19 protein-coding genes, 2 pseudogenes and 1 riboswitch are annotated in these 21,085 nt (G+C 61.0%); of the genes and pseudogenes, 15 read left to right on the top strand and 6 right to left on the bottom strand.

Annotated elements, in window-relative coordinates; all coding sequences use genetic code 11:
• Nucleotides 1–175: 175 nt before the first annotated feature.
• A complete protein-coding gene (locus NPS56_RS20300) occupies nucleotides 176–820 on the bottom strand; it encodes a TetR/AcrR family transcriptional regulator (RefSeq protein ID WP_274076263.1) in 645 nt (214 codons plus the stop codon).
• A gap of 2 nt (nucleotides 821–822) precedes the next feature.
• Nucleotides 823–2,481, bottom strand: a complete 1,659-nt coding sequence (locus NPS56_RS20295) for a bifunctional 3-(3-hydroxy-phenyl)propionate/3-hydroxycinnamic acid hydroxylase (protein WP_274076262.1) — start codon at nucleotides 2,479–2,481, stop codon at nucleotides 823–825.
• Between the two features lie 231 nt (nucleotides 2,482–2,712).
• Here NPS56_RS20295 and NPS56_RS20290 point away from each other — a divergent pair, with 231 nt between their 5' ends.
• From NPS56_RS20290 to NPS56_RS20250, 9 genes are all read left to right on the top strand, one after another.
• Nucleotides 2,713–3,885: a DUF1624 domain-containing protein gene (locus NPS56_RS20290; RefSeq protein ID WP_274076261.1), complete on the top strand. Its 1,173-nt coding sequence runs from the start codon at nucleotides 2,713–2,715 to the stop codon at nucleotides 3,883–3,885.
• A 33-nt stretch (nucleotides 3,886–3,918) separates the two neighbouring features.
• Nucleotides 3,919–4,113, top strand: a riboswitch (cobalamin riboswitch).
• Between the two features lie 138 nt (nucleotides 4,114–4,251).
• Nucleotides 4,252–5,265 carry an ABC transporter substrate-binding protein gene (locus NPS56_RS20285; protein ID WP_274076260.1) on the top strand — a complete coding sequence of 338 codons (1,014 nt, stop codon included), beginning with the start codon at nucleotides 4,252–4,254 and terminating at the stop codon, nucleotides 5,263–5,265.
• 8 nt (nucleotides 5,266–5,273) lie between these two features.
• The gene (locus NPS56_RS20280; RefSeq protein ID WP_274076358.1) at nucleotides 5,274–6,278 is read left to right on the top strand and encodes a FecCD family ABC transporter permease; all 1,005 of its coding nucleotides are present in this window, start codon (nucleotides 5,274–5,276) and stop codon (nucleotides 6,276–6,278) included.
• Nucleotides 6,275–7,066: an ABC transporter ATP-binding protein gene (locus NPS56_RS20275; protein WP_274076259.1), complete on the top strand. Its 792-nt coding sequence runs from the start codon at nucleotides 6,275–6,277 to the stop codon at nucleotides 7,064–7,066. The genes NPS56_RS20280 and NPS56_RS20275 overlap by 4 nt, the downstream gene beginning before the upstream one ends.
• A gap of 23 nt (nucleotides 7,067–7,089) precedes the next feature.
• Nucleotides 7,090–8,424, top strand: a complete 1,335-nt coding sequence (locus NPS56_RS20270; RefSeq protein WP_274076258.1) for an OprD family porin — start codon at nucleotides 7,090–7,092, stop codon at nucleotides 8,422–8,424.
• A gap of 108 nt (nucleotides 8,425–8,532) precedes the next feature.
• On the top strand, nucleotides 8,533–9,141 hold the full coding sequence (locus NPS56_RS20265; protein WP_274076257.1) for a trimeric intracellular cation channel family protein: 609 nt from the start codon (nucleotides 8,533–8,535) through the stop codon (nucleotides 9,139–9,141).
• Between the two features lie 72 nt (nucleotides 9,142–9,213).
• On the top strand, nucleotides 9,214–9,579 hold the full coding sequence (locus NPS56_RS20260) for a hypothetical protein (RefSeq protein ID WP_274076256.1): 366 nt from the start codon (nucleotides 9,214–9,216) through the stop codon (nucleotides 9,577–9,579).
• Entirely contained in the window at nucleotides 9,516–10,034 is a 519-nt protein-coding gene (locus tag NPS56_RS20255) for a GFA family protein (RefSeq protein WP_337994671.1), read from the top strand. Before NPS56_RS20260 ends, NPS56_RS20255 begins: the two co-directional genes overlap by 64 nt.
• A gap of 52 nt (nucleotides 10,035–10,086) precedes the next feature.
• Nucleotides 10,087–10,701 (top strand): LysE family translocator, encoded by a 615-nt coding sequence (locus NPS56_RS20250; protein WP_274076254.1) that lies wholly within the window; start codon nucleotides 10,087–10,089, stop codon nucleotides 10,699–10,701.
• 55 nt (nucleotides 10,702–10,756) lie between these two features.
• Here NPS56_RS20250 and NPS56_RS20245 read toward each other — a convergent pair.
• The 3 genes and pseudogenes from NPS56_RS20245 to NPS56_RS20235 form a co-directional block, all read right to left on the bottom strand.
• Nucleotides 10,757–10,954, bottom strand: a pseudogene (locus NPS56_RS20245) (GNAT family N-acetyltransferase); the annotation flags it as partial.
• A gap of 151 nt (nucleotides 10,955–11,105) precedes the next feature.
• Nucleotides 11,106–13,007: a potassium transporter Kup gene (locus NPS56_RS20240; protein ID WP_274076253.1), complete on the bottom strand. Its 1,902-nt coding sequence runs from the start codon at nucleotides 13,005–13,007 to the stop codon at nucleotides 11,106–11,108.
• Nucleotides 13,008–13,200: 193 nt separating this feature from the next.
• Nucleotides 13,201–13,659: a winged helix-turn-helix transcriptional regulator gene (locus NPS56_RS20235; RefSeq protein ID WP_274076252.1), complete on the bottom strand. Its 459-nt coding sequence runs from the start codon at nucleotides 13,657–13,659 to the stop codon at nucleotides 13,201–13,203.
• Between the two features lie 99 nt (nucleotides 13,660–13,758).
• Here NPS56_RS20235 and NPS56_RS20230 point away from each other — a divergent pair, with 99 nt between their 5' ends.
• A complete protein-coding gene (locus NPS56_RS20230; RefSeq protein WP_274076251.1) occupies nucleotides 13,759–15,006 on the top strand; it encodes an MFS transporter in 1,248 nt (415 codons plus the stop codon).
• Here NPS56_RS20230 and NPS56_RS20225 read toward each other — a convergent pair.
• A complete protein-coding gene (locus NPS56_RS20225; protein WP_274076250.1) occupies nucleotides 14,988–16,910 on the bottom strand; it encodes a sigma-54-dependent Fis family transcriptional regulator in 1,923 nt (640 codons plus the stop codon). The genes NPS56_RS20230 and NPS56_RS20225 overlap by 19 nt on opposite strands.
• Nucleotides 16,911–17,168: 258 nt before the next feature.
• Here NPS56_RS20225 and NPS56_RS20220 point away from each other — a divergent pair, with 258 nt between their 5' ends.
• From NPS56_RS20220 to pqqD, 5 genes and pseudogenes are all read left to right on the top strand, one after another.
• Nucleotides 17,169–18,101, top strand: coding sequence for a transporter (locus NPS56_RS20220; protein WP_274076249.1), 933 nt, complete (start codon nucleotides 17,169–17,171; stop codon nucleotides 18,099–18,101).
• A 55-nt stretch (nucleotides 18,102–18,156) separates the two neighbouring features.
• On the top strand, nucleotides 18,157–20,253 hold the full coding sequence (locus NPS56_RS20215) for a PQQ-dependent dehydrogenase, methanol/ethanol family (protein WP_274076248.1): 2,097 nt from the start codon (nucleotides 18,157–18,159) through the stop codon (nucleotides 20,251–20,253).
• An 80-nt stretch (nucleotides 20,254–20,333) separates the two neighbouring features.
• Nucleotides 20,334–20,405, top strand: a complete 72-nt coding sequence (gene pqqA, locus NPS56_RS20210; protein ID WP_003243383.1) for a pyrroloquinoline quinone precursor peptide PqqA — start codon at nucleotides 20,334–20,336, stop codon at nucleotides 20,403–20,405.
• 200 nt (nucleotides 20,406–20,605) lie between these two features.
• Nucleotides 20,606–20,882, top strand: a pseudogene (locus tag NPS56_RS20205) (pyrroloquinoline-quinone synthase PqqC); the annotation flags it as partial.
• The gene (gene pqqD, locus NPS56_RS20200; protein ID WP_274076357.1) at nucleotides 20,882–21,019 is read left to right on the top strand and encodes a pyrroloquinoline quinone biosynthesis peptide chaperone PqqD; all 138 of its coding nucleotides are present in this window, start codon (nucleotides 20,882–20,884) and stop codon (nucleotides 21,017–21,019) included. The pseudogene NPS56_RS20205 and the gene pqqD, both read left to right, overlap by 1 nt.
• The last annotated feature ends 66 nt before the right edge of the window (nucleotides 21,020–21,085 follow it).

The raw sequence follows: 21,085 nt of genomic DNA, 5'->3' as shown, positions 1-21,085 counted from the left end.
TTACCTTATGGAGCAATTGAACACGCGTGTTCAGTTGGCGTCAACAAGGTTTTTCAATAAGTGAATTTTTCCCGACGAAAACCGGCATCCACCCTCTTATTCCACCGAGAAGGCAGGATCAATTGATGAACACACATGTTCATTGCGTTAAGCGTCTTCGGCAGGAGGAGAAAGATCAGGCAGGTAGCGGCTTGCCCGCGATTTTCCTGGCCTTGGCAGGTGTTACACCCAAAGCCTGGAGAACCATTTCGGCGACCCGCACATCGTGTTCCGCCACTGCACGTCCCTCGACAACCGCGCGCATCGCCCCGGTTGTGCAGGACAAGACCAGGTCCAGGGCGATCCCTTCGTCCGCGTAGGCAAAAGTGCCCGCACGCAGCCCCTCACGCAGATCGCCCAGCACATGGGCCGCCAGGCGCGAGCGCATGGCCTGGTCGAAATGGATAATGCGCAGCAGCGCATTCGCCCATGGGTGGTCGGCGGCGGCCCGACAGACGAACAGGCGAACGCCAATCGACAGCCGCTGCGCACCGCACTGCACGTCGGCGTTCAAGACGGAAATGGCGTCGGAAAACTCGGCGGCCATGGCGATGCCCACCGCCTCCAGTACTTCGTCGCGAGTGCGAAAATAGTTGTAGATGGTGCCATTGGAGACGTCTGCCTCCGCGGCCACTTCGAGCAGTGCGATCTCCCCCACCTCCTTGCGTGCGACAAGACGCAATGCCGCGTCCACCAGGCCGCGCCGGGTGCGCTCACGCTTCTTGTGGCCTCGCGTGAGAGGTGGTGGCGCAGTCGCTTCTACAGGAATGGGGGAATGCATGATCAAGCTCGTAATCGGGTGGGCTCGTCGATGGTAACGGAAATGCCGTCAAGGGTGACATCTTCGCTAGCCAGCAGGCCCTTGCAGTCTAGAAGCAGACGGCTTGCCTGCGCGCCAGGGACCTGGTGCATGATGATACGGTCAGGACGAACCGCAACGAGCGTCCCCTTGGCAGCCAGCGGCAGGATCTCATGGTTCATGTCTTCGATGAAATCACAGCTGCCGCCGTTACGTTGGCCTCGAGTCCTGACTTCCAGGAAGTGGCCGCCCATTTTTTCCCATGAAACAATCTGCTCGGTTGTCAGCAGCGACAAGGGGTCGACACCCAATCCAACCAGGGTCAGGTTGTCGCCAAGGGCATCGTCGCTGAGTTTGATCTGCCTTTGCATGGTGCGAACCCAAGCCTGGGGGAACAGGCTGCCACAGACCAACGTTTCGCCCCGACGCTGCTGCATGAACAGGCCGTGTTTGAAGGTGTTCTTCGGCTTGATGTCCAGCTGTTCGAAGTACTTTCTGGTAGCGGGCGTCAACGCCAGGGTGCGCATCAGGCCGTGAATAAGGAAAGCGGCGACCTTGTTCTTGGGCATCACCAGGCGGCCCATGAGCTTCGCCAGGTTGATCATCGCCTGGGCGTGGGGGCGGCGCTCTTCGTCATAGGTCTCGAGTATTGCAGGCGCGGCATGACCGCGAAGGACCCAGGCCAGTTTCCAGGCAAGGTTGGCACCGTCTCGAAGGCCCGCGACCAGACCTTGCCCGACAAAAGGCGGTGTGATGTGCGCCGCGTCGCCGACGAGGAAAGTGCGGCCCTTGCTGAACCTGTTGCAGCAACGGGCGTGGAACCGATACACCGCCTTGCGCTCGATTTGCAGCGCCTGCGGGTTGATCCATGGCGCGATCAGCCGGGCGATGCTTTCCGGGTTTTCCAGTTCTTCCCGGGATTCACCGGGTTGCAGCATGAACTCCCAACGCTCCCTGCCGCCGGGTGCGGGCATGTGCGGTGTCGGGCGCCGTGGATCACAGAGAAATTCAATGTGATCGATCGCTGACTGATGCCGGTTCATGACATCGACAATCAGCCAATCCTGCGCATAAGTCTGCCCCTCGAACTCCTGGCCAATCAATGCCCTGACCCTGGAGCTTGCGCCGTCCGCCCCCACCAGGTACTGGGCGCGAACGTTATGCGCCTGCCCATTCTGATCCCGCACAGTGGCAATGACGCCATCCGCCTCCTCGACCAGGCTTTCAAGTTCGAAGCCGCCCAGACTGGTCACCGACTTCAACCGCGATACCTGGCCGCGCATCGCGTGCTCGAGATCGGGTTGATAGAAGGTCACGAGTTTCGGGTGGCCGTCGATGCAGCCCTGGGTATTGGCTCGACCGAATTGCCCGAGTACCGGGGAGTGCATCCTCACTTCAGGAATGACGATCTTCTCGAAAGCGTCTTCCGCCAGGCCGGCGAGCTGCAGGATGCGCAGCGCCTCGTTGTCCAGGGCAATGGCACGCGGCATCAGCAGGACCTCATGGGTCTTGTCCAGCACCAGGGTCGTTACCCCATAGCGGCCCAGCAGCGCCGCGATGGTTGCACCGACCGGGCCGTTACCGATGACCAGCACGTCGACGGTGGAAGGAAGCGATTCGCAAACTTTCTTGTTGTTGTTCATCTCGAGCCCTTGTTGTGATTGAAGTCGTGAGACGCGCAGGTCTCATCGTCAGGCAAGGTCAAGGTATGCAATATTGAGAGATATTTCAATATTGACGTAATTGTCATTTCATAAGGACCTGCCGCTGGCGTCGTGCTTTTCTTTTGCCAGGCTTTAATGTTACGTTATATCAACACCTTGGCTGCCGGTCGCATACCGACAGCGCTGTCCACTCCCTGCCTGCGACTTTCGATGACCGACCTCATACAAACCCCGCCCGTCACCCGCGCAAACCAACGCCTGATGTCCATCGACGCCCTTCGGGGATTGGTGATCATCTTCATGCTGCTGGATCACGTGCGCGAAACCTTCTTCCTGCACCGCCAGGTCACCGACCCGATGCTCATCGACAGCACTGAACCGACGTTGTTTTTCAGCCGCACGCTCGCCCACTTGTGTGCGCCGGTGTTCGTCCTGCTCACGGGCTTGTCTGCGTTTCTGTACGGGGAAAAGCACCAGGGCACGCACGCCGTGTCGACCTTCCTGTTCAAGCGTGGCCTGTTCCTGGTGGTGCTGGAGTTCACCCTGGTGAATTTCGCCTGGACCTTCCAGTTCCCGCCCACCGTGATTTACCTGCAGGTGATCTGGGCGATCGGCGTCAGCATGATTGCCCTCGCGGCACTGGTCTGGCTGCCGCGACCCATCCTCTGCGGCCTGGGGCTGATCATCGTGGGCGGGCACAATCTGCTCGACTCCCTGCACTTCCCGGTTGGTTCGGCGCTGCACATCCCTTGGGCCATTCTGCATGATCGCGGCTGGATCGAATTCTCCGACAGCCTGCGCCTGCGCACGTCCTACCCGGTGCTGCCGTGGATCGGGGTCATCGCCCTGGGTTACTGCATCGGCCCCTGGTTCGCGCGCCCCGCCTCGACCGCCCAACGTCAGCGTTATCTGTTGCTGGCGGGGGCCGGCGCACTGATCGGTTTCGTCCTCCTGCGCCTGGTGAACGGTTATGGCGAGGCACACTGGGCGGTCCATGAAAGCACCACACACACCCTCATGAGCTTCTTCAACATCACCAAATACCCACCTTCCCTGCTGTTCCTGGGCCTGACGCTGGGCATTGGGCTCTTGCTGTTGCTGGGCTTCGAGCGCGCCCAACAACGCAAGTGGATCAGCACCCTGGCGGTCTTTGGCGCGGCACCGATGTTCTTCTACCTGCTCCATCTTTATGTGCTGAAAGTGCTGTACCTGGTCAGCGTGGCGTTGTTCGGTCTGAACCACGGCGACTACTTCGGGTTCGATGGCATTTGGGCCGTGTGGTTGACCGCCGTGCTGCTGGCTGCGGCGCTGTATCTGCCGGTGCGCTGGTTCGCCGCATTGAAGGCGCGTCGGCGTGATATCGGCTGGCTTAAATACTTCTGATCAGGAGATGGGTTCGCCTCGGGCGGCATGATCGACTACCATGCCGCCGCCGGTTTCCACATGGGATTAATAGGGAATCCGTGATGCTGCCAACGCATCAAACGGAACTGCCCCCGCAACTGTAGGTGCTGAGCCTGCTCCTCAATTGCCACTGGGATCGAATCCCGGGAAGGCTGGAGCAGGCGATGACGCACCAGTCAGGAGACCTGCCGGCCAAGCAACAATCACTAACCGGCGGGGTGTCCGGGGAGGACATCCTTGTGCGCGCGTCACCCAGGTGACGGGCCCTGCTCTGCCTTTCCGGCAGCGTTCGATGATGTGTTTCCAGACCCTTGCGCCGAGTACGGTTCAAATGGAGATTGCATCATGCTGCTGCCCCGCTTTGTCGCCCTGGTCACTGGCCTGGGTCTTACTTCCCTCGCCTGTGCCGCACCGACCCATTACCCGCTGACGGTGGAGAACTGCGGGAGTACGCTGACCTTCGCCCACGCCCCTGCCCGGGCGGTGACCATCGGCCAGGCCGGCACCGAGATGCTCTTCGCCCTGGGATTGGGCGACAAACTGGTCGGTACTTCGCTGTGGTTCAATGATGTGCTCGCTCAGTACAAGGCGCAGAACGACAGGATCGAACGCCTGGCCGATAACGAGCCGAGTTTCGAGTCTGTGATCGGCAAGCGCCCGGAAATGGTCGCCGTGGAGCTTGAGTGGATGGTTGGCCCGCAAGGCGCAGTCGGTACTCGCGAGCAGTTTCACGAGCTGCAGATTCCCACTTACCTGATGCCCTCGGACTGCGAGTCCAAGGACAACCTGGTCGGGGCCGACGGCACTCGCCTGCAGCCGTTTCGGATTGAAAGCATTTACAAAAGCGTCACCCAACTGGCCGAGATCTTCGACGTCCAGGCCCGTGGGCAGCAGCTGAACGCGCAACTGCAGGCCAGCCTGGCCAGCTCCATGGCCCTGGTGCAAGGCAAGGACCTCAAGCACACCAGCGCGCTGGTCTGGTTCTCCAGCGCCAGCCTGGATATCGACCCCTATGTCGCCGGGCACAAGGGCATTCCCGACTTCATACTCAACACCCTGGGCGTGCGCAATGTGGTGCAGTCCGACGAAGAGTGGCCAACCGTTGGCTGGGAAACCATCGCCAAGGCCAACCCGACGTTCCTGGTGATCGCGCGCATGGATCGCCGGCGCTTCCCGGCTGACGACTATCAAAAGAAACTGCAATTCCTGCGCAGCGATCCTGTGACCCGCAACATGGACGCGGTGAAAAACAACCGCATCATCATCCTCGACGCCATGGCCATGCAGGCCAGCCTGAGAACGTTCGAAGGTCTCGAAGCGCTGGCTACCGCCATCAACGGCTACGACCTGCCGCAATGACCAGGACGCTGATTCGCACCCTGCTCGCGTTGCTGATACTGCTGCTGGCCGTGACCGCCGGTGTGGCCATCGGTGAAACCAACATTGAACCGGCGGTGGTGTTCCAGGTGCTGGCCAACAAACTGTGGTCTGCAGGTTTTGCCGTCGATCCCATCGACGAGGGCATCGTCTGGAACTACCGCCTGACCCGCGCGCTGGTGGCTGCTGCTTGCGGTGCGGGCCTGGCGACTTGCGGGGTGATCCTGCAATCGCTGCTGCGCAACCCCTTGGCCGATCCTTACCTGCTGGGCATTTCCGCAGGGGCCTCGACGGGCGCGGTGCTGGTGGCGTTGCTGGGCTTGGGCGCCGGAGCCATTTCGATGTCGGCCGGGGCGTTTGCCGGGGCCGTTACGGCCTTTGCCGTCGTTGTCTTGCTCGGCCGGGCCAGCGGTTCGCCTGGCAGCACCTCGCAGATCATCCTGGCGGGGATCGCCGGTTCGCAATTGTTCAATGCGCTCACGGCGTTCCTGATCACCAAGTCGGCCAGTTCCGAACAGTCCCGCGGCATCATGTTCTGGTTGCTGGGCAATCTCAGTGGCGTGCGTTGGCCTTCGGTGTGGCTGGCGGTGCCGGTTGCGCTCGCCGGCCTCGCGGTTTGCCTGTGGCACCGGCGTGCGCTGGATGCCTTCACCTTTGGCGCAGATTCTGCGGCCTCGCTCGGCATCGCAGTGCGTCCCGTGCAATTTCTTTTGATCGGTTGCGCCGCCCTGGTGACGGCGGTGATGGTGTCGATCGTCGGCTCCATCGGTTTCGTTGGATTGGTCATTCCCCACGCCGCCAGGCTGTTGCTGGGCACTGGGCATACGCGCCTGCTGCCGGCGAGCGCGCTGGGTGGCGCGGTGTTCCTGATCGCCGCCGATGTGCTCTCGCGCACACTGATCAAGGGCCAGGTGATACCGGTCGGTGTGATTACTGCGTTGGTTGGGGCACCGGTGTTCGCGCTGATCCTGGTCGGTCGGAGGAATGCCCGATGAACGCGGCTGCACCTGTTCTCCACGACCCCGTGCTGAGTTGCTCCGGTGTCGGGTTCTCGATCCGCGATGCCGAGTTGCTGCGCGACGTTCACCTGGACATTCATGCTGGCGAGACCCTGGGCCTTGTGGGGCCCAATGGCTCGGGAAAGTCCACGCTGCTCAAACTCCTGGCTGGCGTGCGCAGCCCCAGCCGGGGGGACATCCACCTCAACGGCCAAAACCTCAAGACCCTGTCACGGCGAACCATCGCGCAAACCCTGGCGGTGGTTGAACAGCAGGCCGACACCCTGGATGCGATCAGTGTGTTCGATGCCGTGGCCCTGGGCCGCACGCCGTGGCTGTCGGCCATGAGTCCATGGTCGACGGCGGACGATGACATCGTCCATCAAGCCTTGCTCGACGTGGATGCGACGCATCTGCGCAAGCGCACCTGGCGCAGCCTCTCCGGTGGCGAGCGCCAGCGCGTGCACATCGCTCGCGCCCTGGCCCAGCGCCCGCGGATCCTGCTGCTGGACGAACCGACCAATCACCTGGACATCCAGCACCAGCTGGCGATCTTGCAGGTTGTTCACGCGCTGCCCGTGACCACCGTGATTGCCCTGCACGACCTCAACCAGGCACTCACCTGTGATCGTTTGGCCGTTCTGGAAAAGGGCCGCCTGGTGGCCCTGGGCAAACCGCTTGATGTATTGACCCCACAACGCCTGCTGGACACCTTCGGCGTCCATGCGCACTACCTCATCGACCCCTTTGACGGCGCGCAGATCCTGCGCCTGCGTTCATCCTGATCTTGTTTGTGGACACCGCGAAAATGCCTACCCGATCCGCCTTTCTCCTCGCCCTGGCCAGTCCATTCACGCTGGCTGATTCGGCGCAATCGCAAGCCAATGGCTTTGTCCAGGACAGCGCCTGGAGTGTGCTCAATCGCACGGTCTACGACCATCGCGAGTACCGTCATGGCGCCCGCAACAGCGCTGCGCGTAACGCCTACAAGCCGCGTGACGAGCGTAATGGCTACGCCGAGGAATGGGGCTACGGGCTGATGGGTACGCTGCAATCGGGCTTCACCCAAGGCCTGATCGGGGTGGGTTTGGATGCCCATGCCTATCTGGGCATACAACTGGACAGCGGCGGTGGCCGCGCAGGGAAAGCGCGATTGCTTGGGCTCGACAACCAGGGGCATCCCAAGGACGAGTTCAGCCGTGGCGGTGCCGCGATCAAATTCCGCGCGTCATCGACAGTGCTGAGCTACGGCGAGCAGCGGGTGAAAACCCCGGTGTTCAGTTCATCCGACAGTCGCCTGCTGCCGGAAACCGCCACCGGCCTGTTCCTCACCAGCAACGAGTTCGCGGCACTGAAGCTGGTGGCAGGACACTTCACCGAAAGTACCGATCGAAATGCCAGCAGTCATGACCAGGGCTTTGTAGTCAATTACTCCAACGCCGTGAAAGGCAAAACCTTCGATCTCGCGGGCATGGTTTTCGCACCGGCAAAGAACCTGAACCTCAGCCTCTATTCATCGCGCTACGAGGACACCTGGAACCAGCATTACCTGGGTGGCACCTTCCTCCAGCCGCTGGGTGAACAGCGCTCGTTGGCATTCAACCTCAACCTGTACCGCACCACTGATGAGGGCAAGTCGTTATCCGGAAAAATCGACAATACCACCTGGAGCCTGATGTCCACTTACACCCAAGGGCCCCATGGCTTCAGCCTCGGATATCAGCAGGTCGATGGAAACACGCCGTTCGACTACGTCACCCGTGGTGCGATCTTCATCAGCAACGCCGTGCAGCTGTCGGACTTCAACGCACCCAATGAACGATCCTGGCAGGCTCGCTACGATCTGGATGCCAGCCCTTGGGGCGCGCCGGGCCTGTCCATGAGCGCCGCTTATGTACGCGGCAGCCAGATCGATGGCAGCCACGTCGACCCGCAAGGTGGTTATGCCTATCTGGGTTATGGCGAAGGCGGCAAACATTGGGAGCGCGACCTGGAGATGCGTTATGTGGTGCAAGGTGGCGCGGCGAAAGGCACCACGTTTTCGCTGAGACACAATGTGCATCGGGGCAATACGGCCCAGGCTGAGCTGGACACGGACCAGATACGCCTGGCGGTCGAATACCCGCTGACAGGCAGGTTGTGAAAAGGTCGGTTATCGTTGTGACAAGCGCAAATCCGGGCTTGCACTGAATTACACTCAGGAGGCTGCTCGCAGGCGCATTGGCCAGCCGCCACCTGAAAGGAATACCAGATGCTTTATTTCCAGCAAATGTTGGGCATTGCCGTGTTTTCCATCACCGGCGTGCTGGCAATCAAGAAAGCCGATGTGGATTTATTTGGTGCCGTAGTGCTGGGGATCATCACCGCCATTGGGGGTGGCACGATAAGGGACCTGCTGCTCGATCTGCCGATCTTCTGGATCGCCGACTTCAACTACATCTGGGTCGCCCTGTTCGCTGCGCTGTTGGCGTTCTTTTGCACGCAACGCCTGCAACGACGTTACCGTATCCTGCTGTATCTCGACGGTCTGGCAGCGGCGCTGTTCGGCTTGTCGGCCACCGAAAAAGTCCTGGCCTTGCAGCTGGCTGCCCCCCTGGCGGTGATGATGGGCGTGCTGACCAGCATCGGCGGCGGTATCGTCCGGGATGTCCTGGCTGGTCGGGTTTCGCTGCTGATGTCGCGGGAGATCTACGCCACGCCCATTCTGTTGGGCTGCACCCTCTACGTCCTGTTGCGAGACGTGTTCCCGACCATCTGGGTCGCCGGCTGGATTGCCTTGGTCTTCACCTTCGGCCTGCGGTTTTTGGCCATTTACAAGCATCTGCAGATGCCGGCAATCTTTTCCACCCGGCAGGGATGATTCGTCGGTAAATTACGACCAGCGATGCAGCCAACGCGGAATGGACCCTCTCCACTACAAGGACGCGACATTATGCAAATCCCCTTTTCTCAACTCAGCGAGCGCTTGCACGATCGCCGATTTACGGTAGCGGGCAACACCCACGGGCTATCCGGCGCAGGCACGGTCTTTCATTACCAGGTCGAGGGCGATGCCATTTCGGGGACTTACCAGGGCGGCAAGATCCGCATGGGCCACCAAGTCGGCCGCGTGACAGGCCCCGATACCATCGAGCTGCTGTTTCATTGCCTGACCACGGAGGGCGAGATTCTTTCCGGCTGGTCCCGTGGCACGGTGGGCGTTGATCACACGGGATATACCACGCTGGCCTTCGTATGGGGCTGGTTATCCGGTGCGACTGGTGGTGGCGAGTCGAGCTACGTCGAACTTGCTGCGTAGCAAACCGCAAAAACGAATCACACCCTGATCTGCGCACACTGGCAAAACCGGAGGATGAAATGAAAGGAAGCTGCGCCTGTGGGGCGGTAGGTTATGAGATCGACAGCGTCGATATGCCCATCAGCCATTGTCATTGCAGTACCTGTCGCAAGACCCATGCCGCCGCTTATGTTTCCACGGCAGGCGTGCTGAGAGCGCATTTCCGATGGACTCGAGGCCGGGACGCATTGCGGGCTTTCGAGTCATCACCCGGGAAGCTGCGACACTTCTGTTGCCACTGCGGATCGCACCTTGCCGCTGAGCGTATCGGCTCAGCTGCAATGATCGTGCGCGTAGCCACGCTGGATGAGGAGCCTGGCGCCAGGCCCAAGTACCACATCTGGACGGAGCAGGACGTAGCGTGGCTGAATGGGAAAGGACTGCCTGAGTATTCACAATGGCAGCCCGGACGATAATGGAATGTTTGCCTGGTCATAATCACCGTCCGCGGGACTTGCGAGGAAGCACATGATCGATGGTTCTGCCGTTTTGACGGTTTTTCTGGTGTACCTGGCCGGCGTCGTTATCCCTGGACCCAATTTCGTCGCAGTGGTCCACAAAGCGGTTGCGGCTACACGGTCGCAAGCCCTGGCCTTGGTAGCAGGGATCGTGCTGGTCAACCTGTTCTGGTCCACCTGTGCCATTGCAGGTCTCGGGATTGTCTTTGCTGCGCTCCCCTGGGCTTCGCTTGTGGTGAAGGTTCTGGGGGCCGCCTACCTGATGTGGTTCGGCTTGCGCCTGCTGATCAATGCGGGGAAGCATGCGCCTGGCCTGCCAGAGGATGCCGTCGCCGGTAGTTGCAGGCAGGCCTTTATCCAGGGGGTAGTGACCAACATTGGCAACCCCAAGTCCATGGCCTTCTATGCCGCGGTTTTTTCAGCCGCCGCCCCCGCCCACGTTTCGCCAGGCACCTTTGCGTCGATGCTGGCGGTTGTCGTGGTGGTGTCGATGGCCTGGTATGGCATGGTCGCCATCGCCCTTTCGCAACCCAGGATTGCTGGCGCATATCGAGGGAGGAAAAAAGCCATCGATCGACTGTGCGGTGGGTTGATTTTGTCCCTGGGAATTCGCCAGCTGGTTTAGCAATCTGGCAGATTGGTGCCGGATTTGCGCGTCACGACGCATCAGCTACTGCTCAAATGCGCTTCTCCAGACGCAATGCAGGCGCATGGTCTTCGTAGTAGTCGCGAACCACAGCGAAGCGTCGGTAACCGTTACGCTCATAAAGGCTGATCGCGACGGGATTATCCGGCCGCACTTCCAGTCGCAGGTAGGCGCGGTCGTGAGCGCGCGCACACGCTTCCGCCTGATCCAGGAGCTGTTTGCCAAGGCCGAGGCGGCTCGCGAGTTGCAGCAGAAATTCAACGCGGCCTATCCGCTTTTTCTCACGGGAATGCTGGTTGCGGGGGGGCTGATGGTCGTCGCGCTCAAGCGTCTGACACGGGGCTCATCCAGCATCCATGGTCCGCATTGAACGCTCGAGATCTTTACATCTCAACCTGTGTGCCCAGCTCAATCACCCGATTCAACGGCAACTTGAAGTACTTCAGATTGCTGTTGGCGTTCTTGAGCAAAAACGCAAACAGGCTTTCTCGCCAACGGGCCATGCCGATGCGCCTGGTCGGAATCACCGTTTCCCGGCTGAGGAAATAGGTCGTGCGCATCGGGCTGAAATCCAGCTCCGTCAAGTGGCACAGACTCAAGGCCAAGGGGACATCGGGCTCCTCGATAAAACCAAAGTGCAGGCTGACCCGGAAGAACCCTTCACCATAGGCTTCAACCTCGAACCGCTGTTGCGCACTCACGCGAGGGCTGTCCTCAGACACTACGGTGAGCAGTACCACCTGCTCATGCAAAACCTGGTTATGCAGCAGGTTGTGCAACAGCGCATGAGGAACAGCATCGGTCCTGGCCGTCAGGAACACTGCCGTGCCTTGCACACGATGGGGAGGTTGCGAACGGATGCTGTCGATGAATAGCGGGAGCGGCAGTGCGGTTTCATCCAAGCGCTCGACAATGATTTTCCTGCCGCGCTTCCAGGTCGTCATCAAAATGAACAGGCCAATGCCGGCAATCACCGGGAACGCGCCGCCCTGGAAAATCTTCGGCGCATTGGCCGCGAAGTACAGGCTGTCGACCAGCAGGAAACCGAGCAGCATTGGAATGGCCAACCAGCGCGGCGTTTTCCATAGCAGCAGGACAACCGCCGAGGACAATATTGTCGTGATCAACATGGTCCCCGTCACTGCGACGCCATAGGCTGCGGCCAACGCACTGGACGACTCGAAGCCGATGACCAGCAGGACTACACCGACCATCAATGCCCAGTTGACCGTGCCGATGTAGATCTGCCCTTGCTCCTGACTGGAGGTGTGCTGGATAAACATGCGGGGGATATAACCCAGCTGGATGGCCTGGCGAGTCAGGGAGAACGCACCGGAAATCACTGCTTGAGAAGCGATGATGGTGGCCAGTGTGGAGAGCGCGACCATCGGCAGCAGGGCCCAATCAGGCGCCAGCAGATAGAACGGGTTGCGCACAGCCTCCGGGTTACCCAGGATCAAGGCGCCCTGGCCAAAGTAATTGAGCACCAAACCGGGCAGTACGAGGATGAACCACGCGCGCGAGATCGGTTTGCGGCCAAAGTGGCCCATGTCGGCATACAGTGCTTCAGCACCGGTCAGTGCCAACACGACAGCGCCCAGAATCACCACCCCGATTCCCGGATGAACCACGAAGAACTGCACGGCCCAGGCAGGATTGAGCGCTTGCAACACTTCTGGGCGCTGCAAGATCCCATAGATCCCAAGCGCACCCAACACCACGAACCACAGCACCATGACCGGACCAAACAGGATGCCGATTCGAGCCGTGCCGTGTTTTTGTATCAGGAACAGCGCCACCAGCACGATCACTGACAAGGGCACGACCCAGTGTTCGATTCCGTCAAACGCCAGCTGCAGTCCTTCAACCGCGGAGAGCACCGAAATGGCCGGGGTAATCATGCTGTCCCCGTAAAAAAGTGCCGCGCCAAACAGGCCGAGCAGCACCAGTGCCTTGCTCATGTACGGATAAGGTGCTGCCGCGCGACGGGCTAACGCGGTCAACGCCATGATGCCGCCTTCACCCTGATTGTTGGCACGCAGGATGAACAACACGTACTTGATCGAGACCACCCAGATCAGCGACCAGAAGATCAACGACAGAATGCCCAGCACTCCGTCGTGATTGACCTGGACGCCGTAGTGGCCGGAAAAGACTTCTTTGAGCGTGTAGAGGGGGCTGGTGCCAATGTCCCCATAAACCACCCCGACAGCGGCGACGAGCAAGCCGACCCCTGAGGTTCTGGATGGGGAATCTGTGTGTGCAAGGGTCACTGTTTTACTCAAGGGCCGCTTCTCTCGTATGGTGGGGGAAGAAGTTCACGTCATCCTTGGGCAATACATTGCCAGTGCCATTAAAAATGCAGATGCATGGACCGTTGAAAATCGCGGCCAGTATCGTTGCAGACTGAACCGCCTACCGTAAAAAAAGCGTAAAAATTAATCGGCGGGCGCCAAAGGTGCCGGTCTGCCCCTCAATTCACGATTCGCCATCAAGGCGCCTAACCCTGTGGCAATCAGCAGGTCCCAGCTTCTGCCCGCTTGCTGAGCGAACCTCAATCGGCATCAGCGGCTGGCCGGACCTGTTGTCCAGCAGCACGGAACGGGTCTCCTGGGGCTCGAACAGAAAACGTTCGCCCCACTGCCGCATGCTGACCACCACCGGAAAGATCTCCCGCCCTTTTTCCGTCAGCACGTACTCCTTGTAGGCACTGCCATCCGACGCCGGTCGAACGTCGAATATCCCGACCTCGACCAGCGCCTTCAATCGCGACGCCAGAATATTCTTCGCCACGCCCAGGCTCTTTTGAAATTCGCTGAACCGGCGAATATCGTCGAAAGCGTCGCGGATGATCATGAGTGACCAGCGATCGCCAATGACTTCCAGTGTTCTGGCTACCGGGCATTCGTTGCCTGGCGGTGAGGTGTCTTCGAGCATTTTGTTGACCTTGCGGAATGTGGTTGCAATTTGAAACCGAATACACCAACAATTGAAACCAGTTTTCAATTGAAACCAGTTTAGCCCATGGAGGCGCACATGACAGCAGATGTCGATTCAGCCAGCCAATGTCTGGTCAGGGAGCCTTCGCCAATATCGCCTGCGGTAACCGACCGCTTTCAAGGGCTCTCGCCATCGCTCACGTTGTTGTTTTCCATCACCTGCGCGCTGGCAGTGGCCAATGTTTACTTCGCCCAACCACTACTCGACTCCATGGCGCAGAGCCTGGGTGTGGCCTCATCAATGATCGGGGTTGTGGTGACGGCCACTCAGGTCGGCTACGCATTGGGGTTGCTGTTCATCGTCCCGCTGGGGGACCTGGTCAACCGCAAGCGACTGATGTTGACGCAAGTCCTGCTGTCTGCGGTGGCACTGGCGGCGGTCGGTGCAGCACAGCAATGGCTGGCCCTGTTGGCTGCCATGATCGTGATGGGTTTGCTGGCAGTGGTCGTTCAGGTGCTGGTGGCCTACGCCGCTGTGCTGGCAACGCCCTCGCAACGCGGGCAAGCAGTCGGGACGGTCACCAGTGGCATTGTCCTGGGCATCCTTCTGGCGCGATTTACTTCCGGCTTGATCGCAGACATCGCAGGCTGGCGCGCTGTCTACTTTGTGTCTTCAGGTTTGATGCTGACCCTCGCGGCAGTGCTGTGGAAAGTAGTGCCTGTCACACCCTCCCCCAGGCAAAAGGATACCTACCTCGCGCTCATCGGCTCGCTGTTCAAACTGTTCATCAGCGAACCCACGTTGCGCGCCAGGGGCCTGCTGGCGCTGCTGATCTTCGCCGCTTTTTCCGTGCTGTGGACAGCCATGGTCCTGCCGTTGAGCGCCCCGCCGCTGTCGCTTTCACACACCGCCATCGGCCTGTTCGGCCTGGCCGGTGTCGCCGGTGCCCTGGCTGCCAGACGCGCCGGTCGCTGGGCCGACCAAGGCCTGGGGCAACGCGTGACCGGCATTGCGCTAGGGCTCCTGACGCTGTCCTGGTTGCCCATCAGCGTTGCCGAGACGTCGCTGGTCGCGCTGGTCTGCGGCGTCGTCCTGCTCGACTTCGCGGTGCAGGCCGTGCACGTCACCAACCAGAGCATCATTTTCGCCGCACGACCCGACGCCCAAAGCCGCATGGTCGGCGCCTACATGTGCTTCTACTCGGTCGGCAGCGCGCTGGGGGCCGCCGCCGCGACCCAAGTTTATGCGTTTTGGGGTTGGGAGGCCGTCAGCCTGCTGGGGGCCTTGATCAGTGTCAGTGCCTGGATTCTGTGGTTTCTCACGTCTCAATCCGACGGCAGTTGATAACCCTCCTCGATTGCCTTGAGCTTGCGGTACAGGGTCGCTCGCCCGATCCCCAGGCTGCGCGCGGCGGCCGAGAGGTTGCCGCCGCTCGCTTCCACCGCCGCCTTGATCGCGCGCAGCTTCGAGACCTGCAGGGTATCCCCCGCCTTCGGCTGCGGCTGCGGCGTACCTGGCGCTGATTCGACCGGGGTATCACAATCCTCCAATACGTCGTCCGGCAGGTGCTGCAGGCCGATTTCCTCTTCATTCTCGGCCAGGGCAGCGGCCAGGCGCAGGGTCTGGTAAAGCTGACGAACATTGCCCGGCCAGCGGTACGCCAACAGCGCCTGCAGCGCCACCTTGCTCAGCCTGGGCGATGGGTGCGCGTTGGTTTCGGCGCGCAGCAGGTGCTGGATCAGTGCGTCGAGATCGTGGCGTTCACGCAACGCCGGCAGGACCACGCGCAGGCCGTTGATGCGGTAATAGAGATCCTCGCGAAACCCCTGGTTGGCGCTGAGCTGCTTGAGGTCGCGATGAGTGGCGCAGATCAACGCGCAATCCACCTTGATCAACTGACTGCTGCCAAGCCGGGTCAGGCTGCGCTCCTGCAGCACGCGCAGCAGGCGACCCTGCAGCTCCGGGGGCATGTCGCCGATCTCGTCGAGGAACAGGGTGCCCTTGTGCGCCTGTTCGATCTTGCCGCTGGCGCCGCCCTTGCGGCTGCCGGTAAAGGCACCTTCGGCGTGGCCGAACAATTCCGACTCGATCAGGCTGGCGGGGATGGACGAACAGTTGATCGCAACGAAGGCTTCGCCGGCGCGCCTGCTGCCTTCGTGCAACAGACGGGCGAAGACCTCCTTGCCCGTGCCGGTCTCACCGTTGATCAACACCGGGATGTCGCGGGCGAAGGCCTTGCGTGCGCGGGACAGAGCGTCCTGCAGGGCCGGATCCTGCAGGCACGGGCCCGATTGCGGCGCTGGCAGCGGCTCGGCGGTACTCGCAGGCAAGGGTAGCCGACGTTGTCCCCGTTCCGGTTTGCGCTCGGGACCGAGGGTGATGCAAGCATGCAGGTCGCCGCAGTGGTGACCGCGCAGGCGCAACGGTGCGCTGAGGTCGTGGCGGCAATAACAGGTGGCATGGACGAAGGGCATGTCGAACAGCTCGGTAAAGTCCAGGCCGGCGTGGTTCTCGCCGAGCTTCAACAACTGACCGGCGATGCGGTTGGCGCAGCGAAGCTTGCCGGCCGGGTCGAAGGCCAGCAGACCTTCCAGTGGCGTGCCGAGGATGTCCAGGCGATGGTGCAGATGCACCAGCAGCACGTCGCCAAGTTGGGCGAACATGCGGTTTTCGATGGCGCGAGCGGCGAACACCAGGCTATCGAGGGTATAGACCGAGGGCACGCCATGTTTGCTGCTGGCGTCCAGTACCCCGACGATGCCGCCGTCCAGGCCAAAGATCGGCGTGGCCAGGCAGGAGAATTGGCGAGCCTCCTCCAGGTAATGCTCCTCGCCGACAAAAAACACCGAATCGCGCTCGGTCAGGACGCAACTCGGCGCGGTGGTGCCCACGTTTTGTTCAGAGATCTGCGCACCGACACGGAACACCTGATTCAACTCGCGGTTGTCCGGGCTGAGTCGACCCAGGCTGCTGAGCACCACGCCTTCCAGATCGAGGCAGGCCAGCACCCAGTCTTTCGGCGACAGGGCGGCGTGCAGCTGCTCCATCTCCGGGGCGGCGCAGGTCAGCAACAGGCGATTGCTTTCGGCGATCTGCGCGCGACTGGCAACCACTGGCGCGTCAAACAGCAGATTGTCGCGCGGGCACAGGCCGTAGTTCTGCGAGCGCTGCCAGGATCTCTCGATCACTTGTGAATCGACGAAACGCTTGCGCGAGGAAGGTGTCGCGGGGCTATTGAATTTGGGCATGGCATGCGTCTCGCGGCCGAATGTCTCGAAGTGGGCCAGCTCGACCCCAAGCCACTGTCTCAATTTGAGCCAGCGATACAGCGGGACAATTCCCGCGCGGCCTTCGACACTTCTTATTATTACTCAAGTCATTGATTTAAAAGCTTTTCTTACAAACCATAAAAAGCTGGCACAAGCTCTGCTCAATGACTTCACGTTAGTCCGGATAACCGCTCCGGCACTAAGTCGATCATAAACAAAAACAATAAAGGTAATGTCATGAAAATGAGCACAGGGCCGGCTCGTCGCAGCCCGGGCTGGCCGTCACACCAGTGTCGCCTGGTCCATCTGTTTCACGCTTCGCTCTTCGGCCTGTTGGCCAGTTTCTCTTGCAGCGCCATGGCGGTGGACGTCGATGCCGGCGATTACACCGCCCTTCCCGAAGGCACCAACCTGGGCCTGGTCTATTACCAACATGCCGAGCGCAATGCCCTCTACTCCGACGGCCACAAGGTGCCGATCGATGCCGGTCTGGATTCCGACATCGGTATCCTGCGCGGCGTGCACTTCACCAGGATCGGCGATTACATCGTCGACCCGCAGTTTCTCCTGCCGTTCGGCAACGTGCGGGCCAAGGATGATCTGCAAGACCTGGGCAACGACAGCGGCACTGGCGACCTGATCCTCGCCGCCACCGTCTGGCTGCTGAATGAACCGAAAAATCGCCGCTACTTCGGTATCACCCCGTTCCTCTACGTGCCCACCGGCAGCTACGACAAGGACCGCGCGATCAACCTCGGCGAGAACCGCTGGAAGCTCGCCCTGCAAGCGGGCTATATCACCGGCCTGACCGAAAAGCTGACCCTCGATCTGGTCGGCGACGTGACTTTCTTTGGCCACAACCACGACTTCGGTAGCGCTGGCGACACCCAGAAGCAGGACCCGCTCTACCAGGGCCAGGCTTTTCTACGCTACAACTTCACCGAGCGTTTCGATGTGCGTGCGGGCATTTCGAAGCTCTGGGGCGGTGAAAGCAACATCAGTGACATAGATATGGACGACAAGCCGGGCACCAGCAAATTCACGGTCGGCACGTCGTACTTCGTCACCCCGGGCACCCAGTTGATGGTCAATTACGGGCAGGACATCGCGGTGGACAACGGCTTCGAAGAGGACAGCCGCATCAACTTGCGCATCCTGCAGCTGTTCTAGCCATCGCCGCTCGCCAGGGTCTCATTCCAATTCAAATAACAGGAGTCCTGCGTCTATGAACACGCAGTCTGCATCCCGAATTCTCGCTGGCCTGGCCTTCGCCTTGCTGGCGCCGCTGGCCGTCGCCGCACAGGTCAACCAGGCCGCCATCATTGCCAGTAAGCAGGACGGTAGCCAATGGCTCAGCCACGGCCGCACCTATGACGAACAGCGCTTCAGCCCACTGGACCAGATCACCGCGAAGAACACCGACAAGCTGGGCCTGGCCTGGTCCGTCGACCTTGATAACCATCGCGGCCTGGAAGCCACGCCGCTATTCGCCGACGGCGTGCTCTACGCATCGCTGTCCTGGAGCCGCGCGATCGCGGTGGATGCACGCACCGGCAAGACGCTCTGGACCTTCGATCCGCAGATCGCCCGCGACAAGGCCCGCGACGCCTGCTGTGACGCGGTCAACCGCGGAGTCGCGCTGTGGAACGGCAAGGTTTTCATCGGCACCCTGGACGGCCGGCTGATTGCCCTCGACGCAAAAACCGGCCAACAGGTGTGGAGCCAGCAGACCACCGACAACAGCAAGCCCTACACCATCACCGGCGCGCCGCGTGTGGTGAAGGGCAAGGTCATCATCGGCAACGGTGGCGCCGAGTACGGTGTGCGGGGCTATTTCTCCGCCTATGACGCCGAGAGCGGCGAGATAGCCTGGCGCTTCTACACCGTGCCCGGCGACCCGAACAAACCCTATGAACATCCCGAGCTGGCCGAGGCGGCCAAGACCTGGAAAGGTAACGAGTACTGGAAGCTCGGCGGCGGCGGCACCGTATGGGACGGCATGGCCTATGACCCTGAACTGGACCTGCTGTACGTCGGCACCGGCAACGGTTCGCCGTGGAACCGTGAACTGCGCAGCCCCGGTGGCGGCGACAACCTCTACCTGTCCTCGATCCTTGCGCTCAACCCGGACACCGGCCGGCTGGCCTGGCACTATCAGGTGACACCGGGCGACTCCTGGGACTTCACCGCCACCCAGCAGATTACCCTGGCGACCCTGGAGATCGCCGGCAAAATGCGCAAGGTGCTGATGCAAGCGCCAAAGAACGGCTTCTTCTATGTCATTGACCGCCAGACCGGCGAGCTGCTCTCTGCCGAGAAGTTCGGCAAGGTCACCTGGGCCGAGAAGATCGACCTGGCTACCGGCAAGCCGGTGGAGGCGCCCGGTGTGCGCTACCAGAAAGAGCCCATCGTCATGTGGCCGAGCCCCTTCGGCGCTCACGGCTGGCATTCGATGTCGTTCAACCCGCAAACCGGCCTGGTGTATATCCCCTACCAGGAGATCCCGGGTGTCTATCGCAACGAAGGCAAGGACTTCATCAAGCGCAAGGGCTTCAACACCGGCGCGGGCTTCTCCGACGCCACCGAGATCCCCCGCGAGGCCGTTTCCGGTGCCCTGCTGGCCTGGGACCCGGTCAAGCAGAAGGAAGCCTGGCGCGTGCCCTACGCTCACTACTGGAACGGCGGCACCTTGAGCACCGCCGGCAACCTGGTGTTCCAGGGTACGGCCGACGGCAACTTCATCGCTTACTCTGCAGACAAGGGCAAAAAGCTCTGGTCGTTCGGCGCACAGACCGGCATCGTCGCCGCCCCCATGACCTACAGCCTGGAGGGTGAGCAGTACATCGCCGTGATGGCCGGCTGGGGTGGGGTCGCCCCGCTGATCGGAGGCGATGCCGCCTTGGCGCCGGGGGCGGGTAACGTCAGCCGCCTGCTGGTGTTCAAACTCGACGGCAAGGCCTCTCTGCCGCCGCTACCAGAAAAAACAGTGGTGGCGGTAAACCGCACGCCAAAACCGGTCGACGCTCCCGCTGCGGATATCGCGGCCGGCCAGCAGCTGTACGGTGCCTACTGCTCCGTCTGCCACGGTGTGGGTGCGATCAGTGGTGGCTTGATCCCCGATCTGCGCAAGTCCGACGAGTCCCATCGAAACCTGTTCCAGCAGATCGTCCTGGATGGCGTACTGCGGCCTCTGGGCATGCCCTCCTTCAAGGACAGCCTCGAGCCCGCCGATGTCGAGAAGATCAAGCACTACGTAATGAGCCAGGAGTACGCCCAATACCTCAAGGCACAGCAACCGGTTGCGACCAAGGCCACGCCGTGATTGCACAGAGGTAGCGCAAAGGGGCAAGGATGCCCGATCAGCTTTTGAAACCATCCATTCAAAAAAAGAGGAACTCGATCATGTGGACCAAACCTGCCTACACCGACCTGCGCATTGGCTTCGAAGTCACCATGTACTTTGCCAACCGCTAACCCTTTAGCGTGGTGCTGCGTCTGCGTCCGTGAAGTTGAAGTGGCGTATGACGGCATGAGTATTGTGTTGTAACTGACGGCCCCTTCGCTGGCAAGCCAGCTCCTACAGTTGACCGCATTCCCCTGTAGGAGCTGGCTTGCCAGCGAAAGGGCCAGAGCAGCCACCAAAGAATCCACCGGCTGTACTCCGGAGAACCCAGATGACCGACACCCCGATGTCCCCCGCCGAATTCGAAGCCGCCCTGCGCGCCAAGGGCGCCTATTACCACATCTATCACCCGTATCACGTGGCGATGTATGAAGGCCGGGCGACCCGCGAGCAGATCCAGGGCTGGGTCGCCAACCGTTTTTACTATCAGGTGAACATCCCGCTGAAGGACGCGGCGATCCTGGCCAACTGCCCGGACCGCGAGATCCGCCGCGAGTGGATTCAACGCCTGCTGGACCACGACGGCGCTCCCGGCGAAGACGGCGGCTTGATCGACGGCGAGCGTGACGTCGCCGCGATTATCAATGAGCTCGACACGCAGTTCCCGGGCGTGCCCGAACTCGCTGACGACATCGAGCAGTTCATGGAGGTTGCCCGTGCGCAGCACTGGATCGAACTTGCCTGATTCATCCAGGCAAGTGCCGCCCACACCCGAGATCGGCCTGCCCCTGTGGCTGCTGGCCGAGCTGAC

The sequence above is a fragment of the Pseudomonas putida genome (assembly GCF_028682635.1).
Taxonomy (GTDB): Bacteria; Pseudomonadota; Gammaproteobacteria; order Pseudomonadales; family Pseudomonadaceae; genus Aquipseudomonas; species Aquipseudomonas putida_AE.
Note: the sequence above shows the minus strand (reverse complement) of the source record. Positions and strands in the feature narration are given on the sequence as shown.

Excerpts from the sequence above, each read along its gene's own strand:
- NPS56_RS20235 (WP_274076252.1), bottom strand. The coding sequence starts at position 13,659 with ATGCTCGAAGACACCTCACCGCCAGGCAACGAATGCCCGGTAGCCAGA.
- NPS56_RS20255 (WP_337994671.1), top strand. The coding sequence starts at position 9,516 with ATGGGGCTGGTTATCCGGTGCGACTGGTGGTGGCGAGTCGAGCTACGT.
- NPS56_RS20225 (WP_274076250.1), bottom strand. The coding sequence starts at position 16,910 with ATGCCCAAATTCAATAGCCCCGCGACACCTTCCTCGCGCAAGCGTTTC.
- NPS56_RS20300 (WP_274076263.1), bottom strand. The coding sequence starts at position 820 with ATGCATTCCCCCATTCCTGTAGAAGCGACTGCGCCACCACCTCTCACG.
- NPS56_RS20260 (WP_274076256.1), top strand. The coding sequence starts at position 9,214 with ATGCAAATCCCCTTTTCTCAACTCAGCGAGCGCTTGCACGATCGCCGA.
- NPS56_RS20290 (WP_274076261.1), top strand. The coding sequence starts at position 2,713 with ATGACCGACCTCATACAAACCCCGCCCGTCACCCGCGCAAACCAACGC.
- NPS56_RS20265 (WP_274076257.1), top strand. The coding sequence starts at position 8,533 with ATGCTTTATTTCCAGCAAATGTTGGGCATTGCCGTGTTTTCCATCACC.
- NPS56_RS20220 (WP_274076249.1), top strand. The coding sequence starts at position 17,169 with ATGAAAATGAGCACAGGGCCGGCTCGTCGCAGCCCGGGCTGGCCGTCA.
- NPS56_RS20215 (WP_274076248.1), top strand. The coding sequence starts at position 18,157 with ATGAACACGCAGTCTGCATCCCGAATTCTCGCTGGCCTGGCCTTCGCC.
- NPS56_RS20230 (WP_274076251.1), top strand. The coding sequence starts at position 13,759 with ATGACAGCAGATGTCGATTCAGCCAGCCAATGTCTGGTCAGGGAGCCT.
- NPS56_RS20295 (WP_274076262.1), bottom strand. The coding sequence starts at position 2,481 with ATGAACAACAACAAGAAAGTTTGCGAATCGCTTCCTTCCACCGTCGAC.
- NPS56_RS20250 (WP_274076254.1), top strand. The coding sequence starts at position 10,087 with ATGATCGATGGTTCTGCCGTTTTGACGGTTTTTCTGGTGTACCTGGCC.
- NPS56_RS20275 (WP_274076259.1), top strand. The coding sequence starts at position 6,275 with ATGAACGCGGCTGCACCTGTTCTCCACGACCCCGTGCTGAGTTGCTCC.
- NPS56_RS20270 (WP_274076258.1), top strand. The coding sequence starts at position 7,090 with ATGCCTACCCGATCCGCCTTTCTCCTCGCCCTGGCCAGTCCATTCACG.
- NPS56_RS20285 (WP_274076260.1), top strand. The coding sequence starts at position 4,252 with ATGCTGCTGCCCCGCTTTGTCGCCCTGGTCACTGGCCTGGGTCTTACT.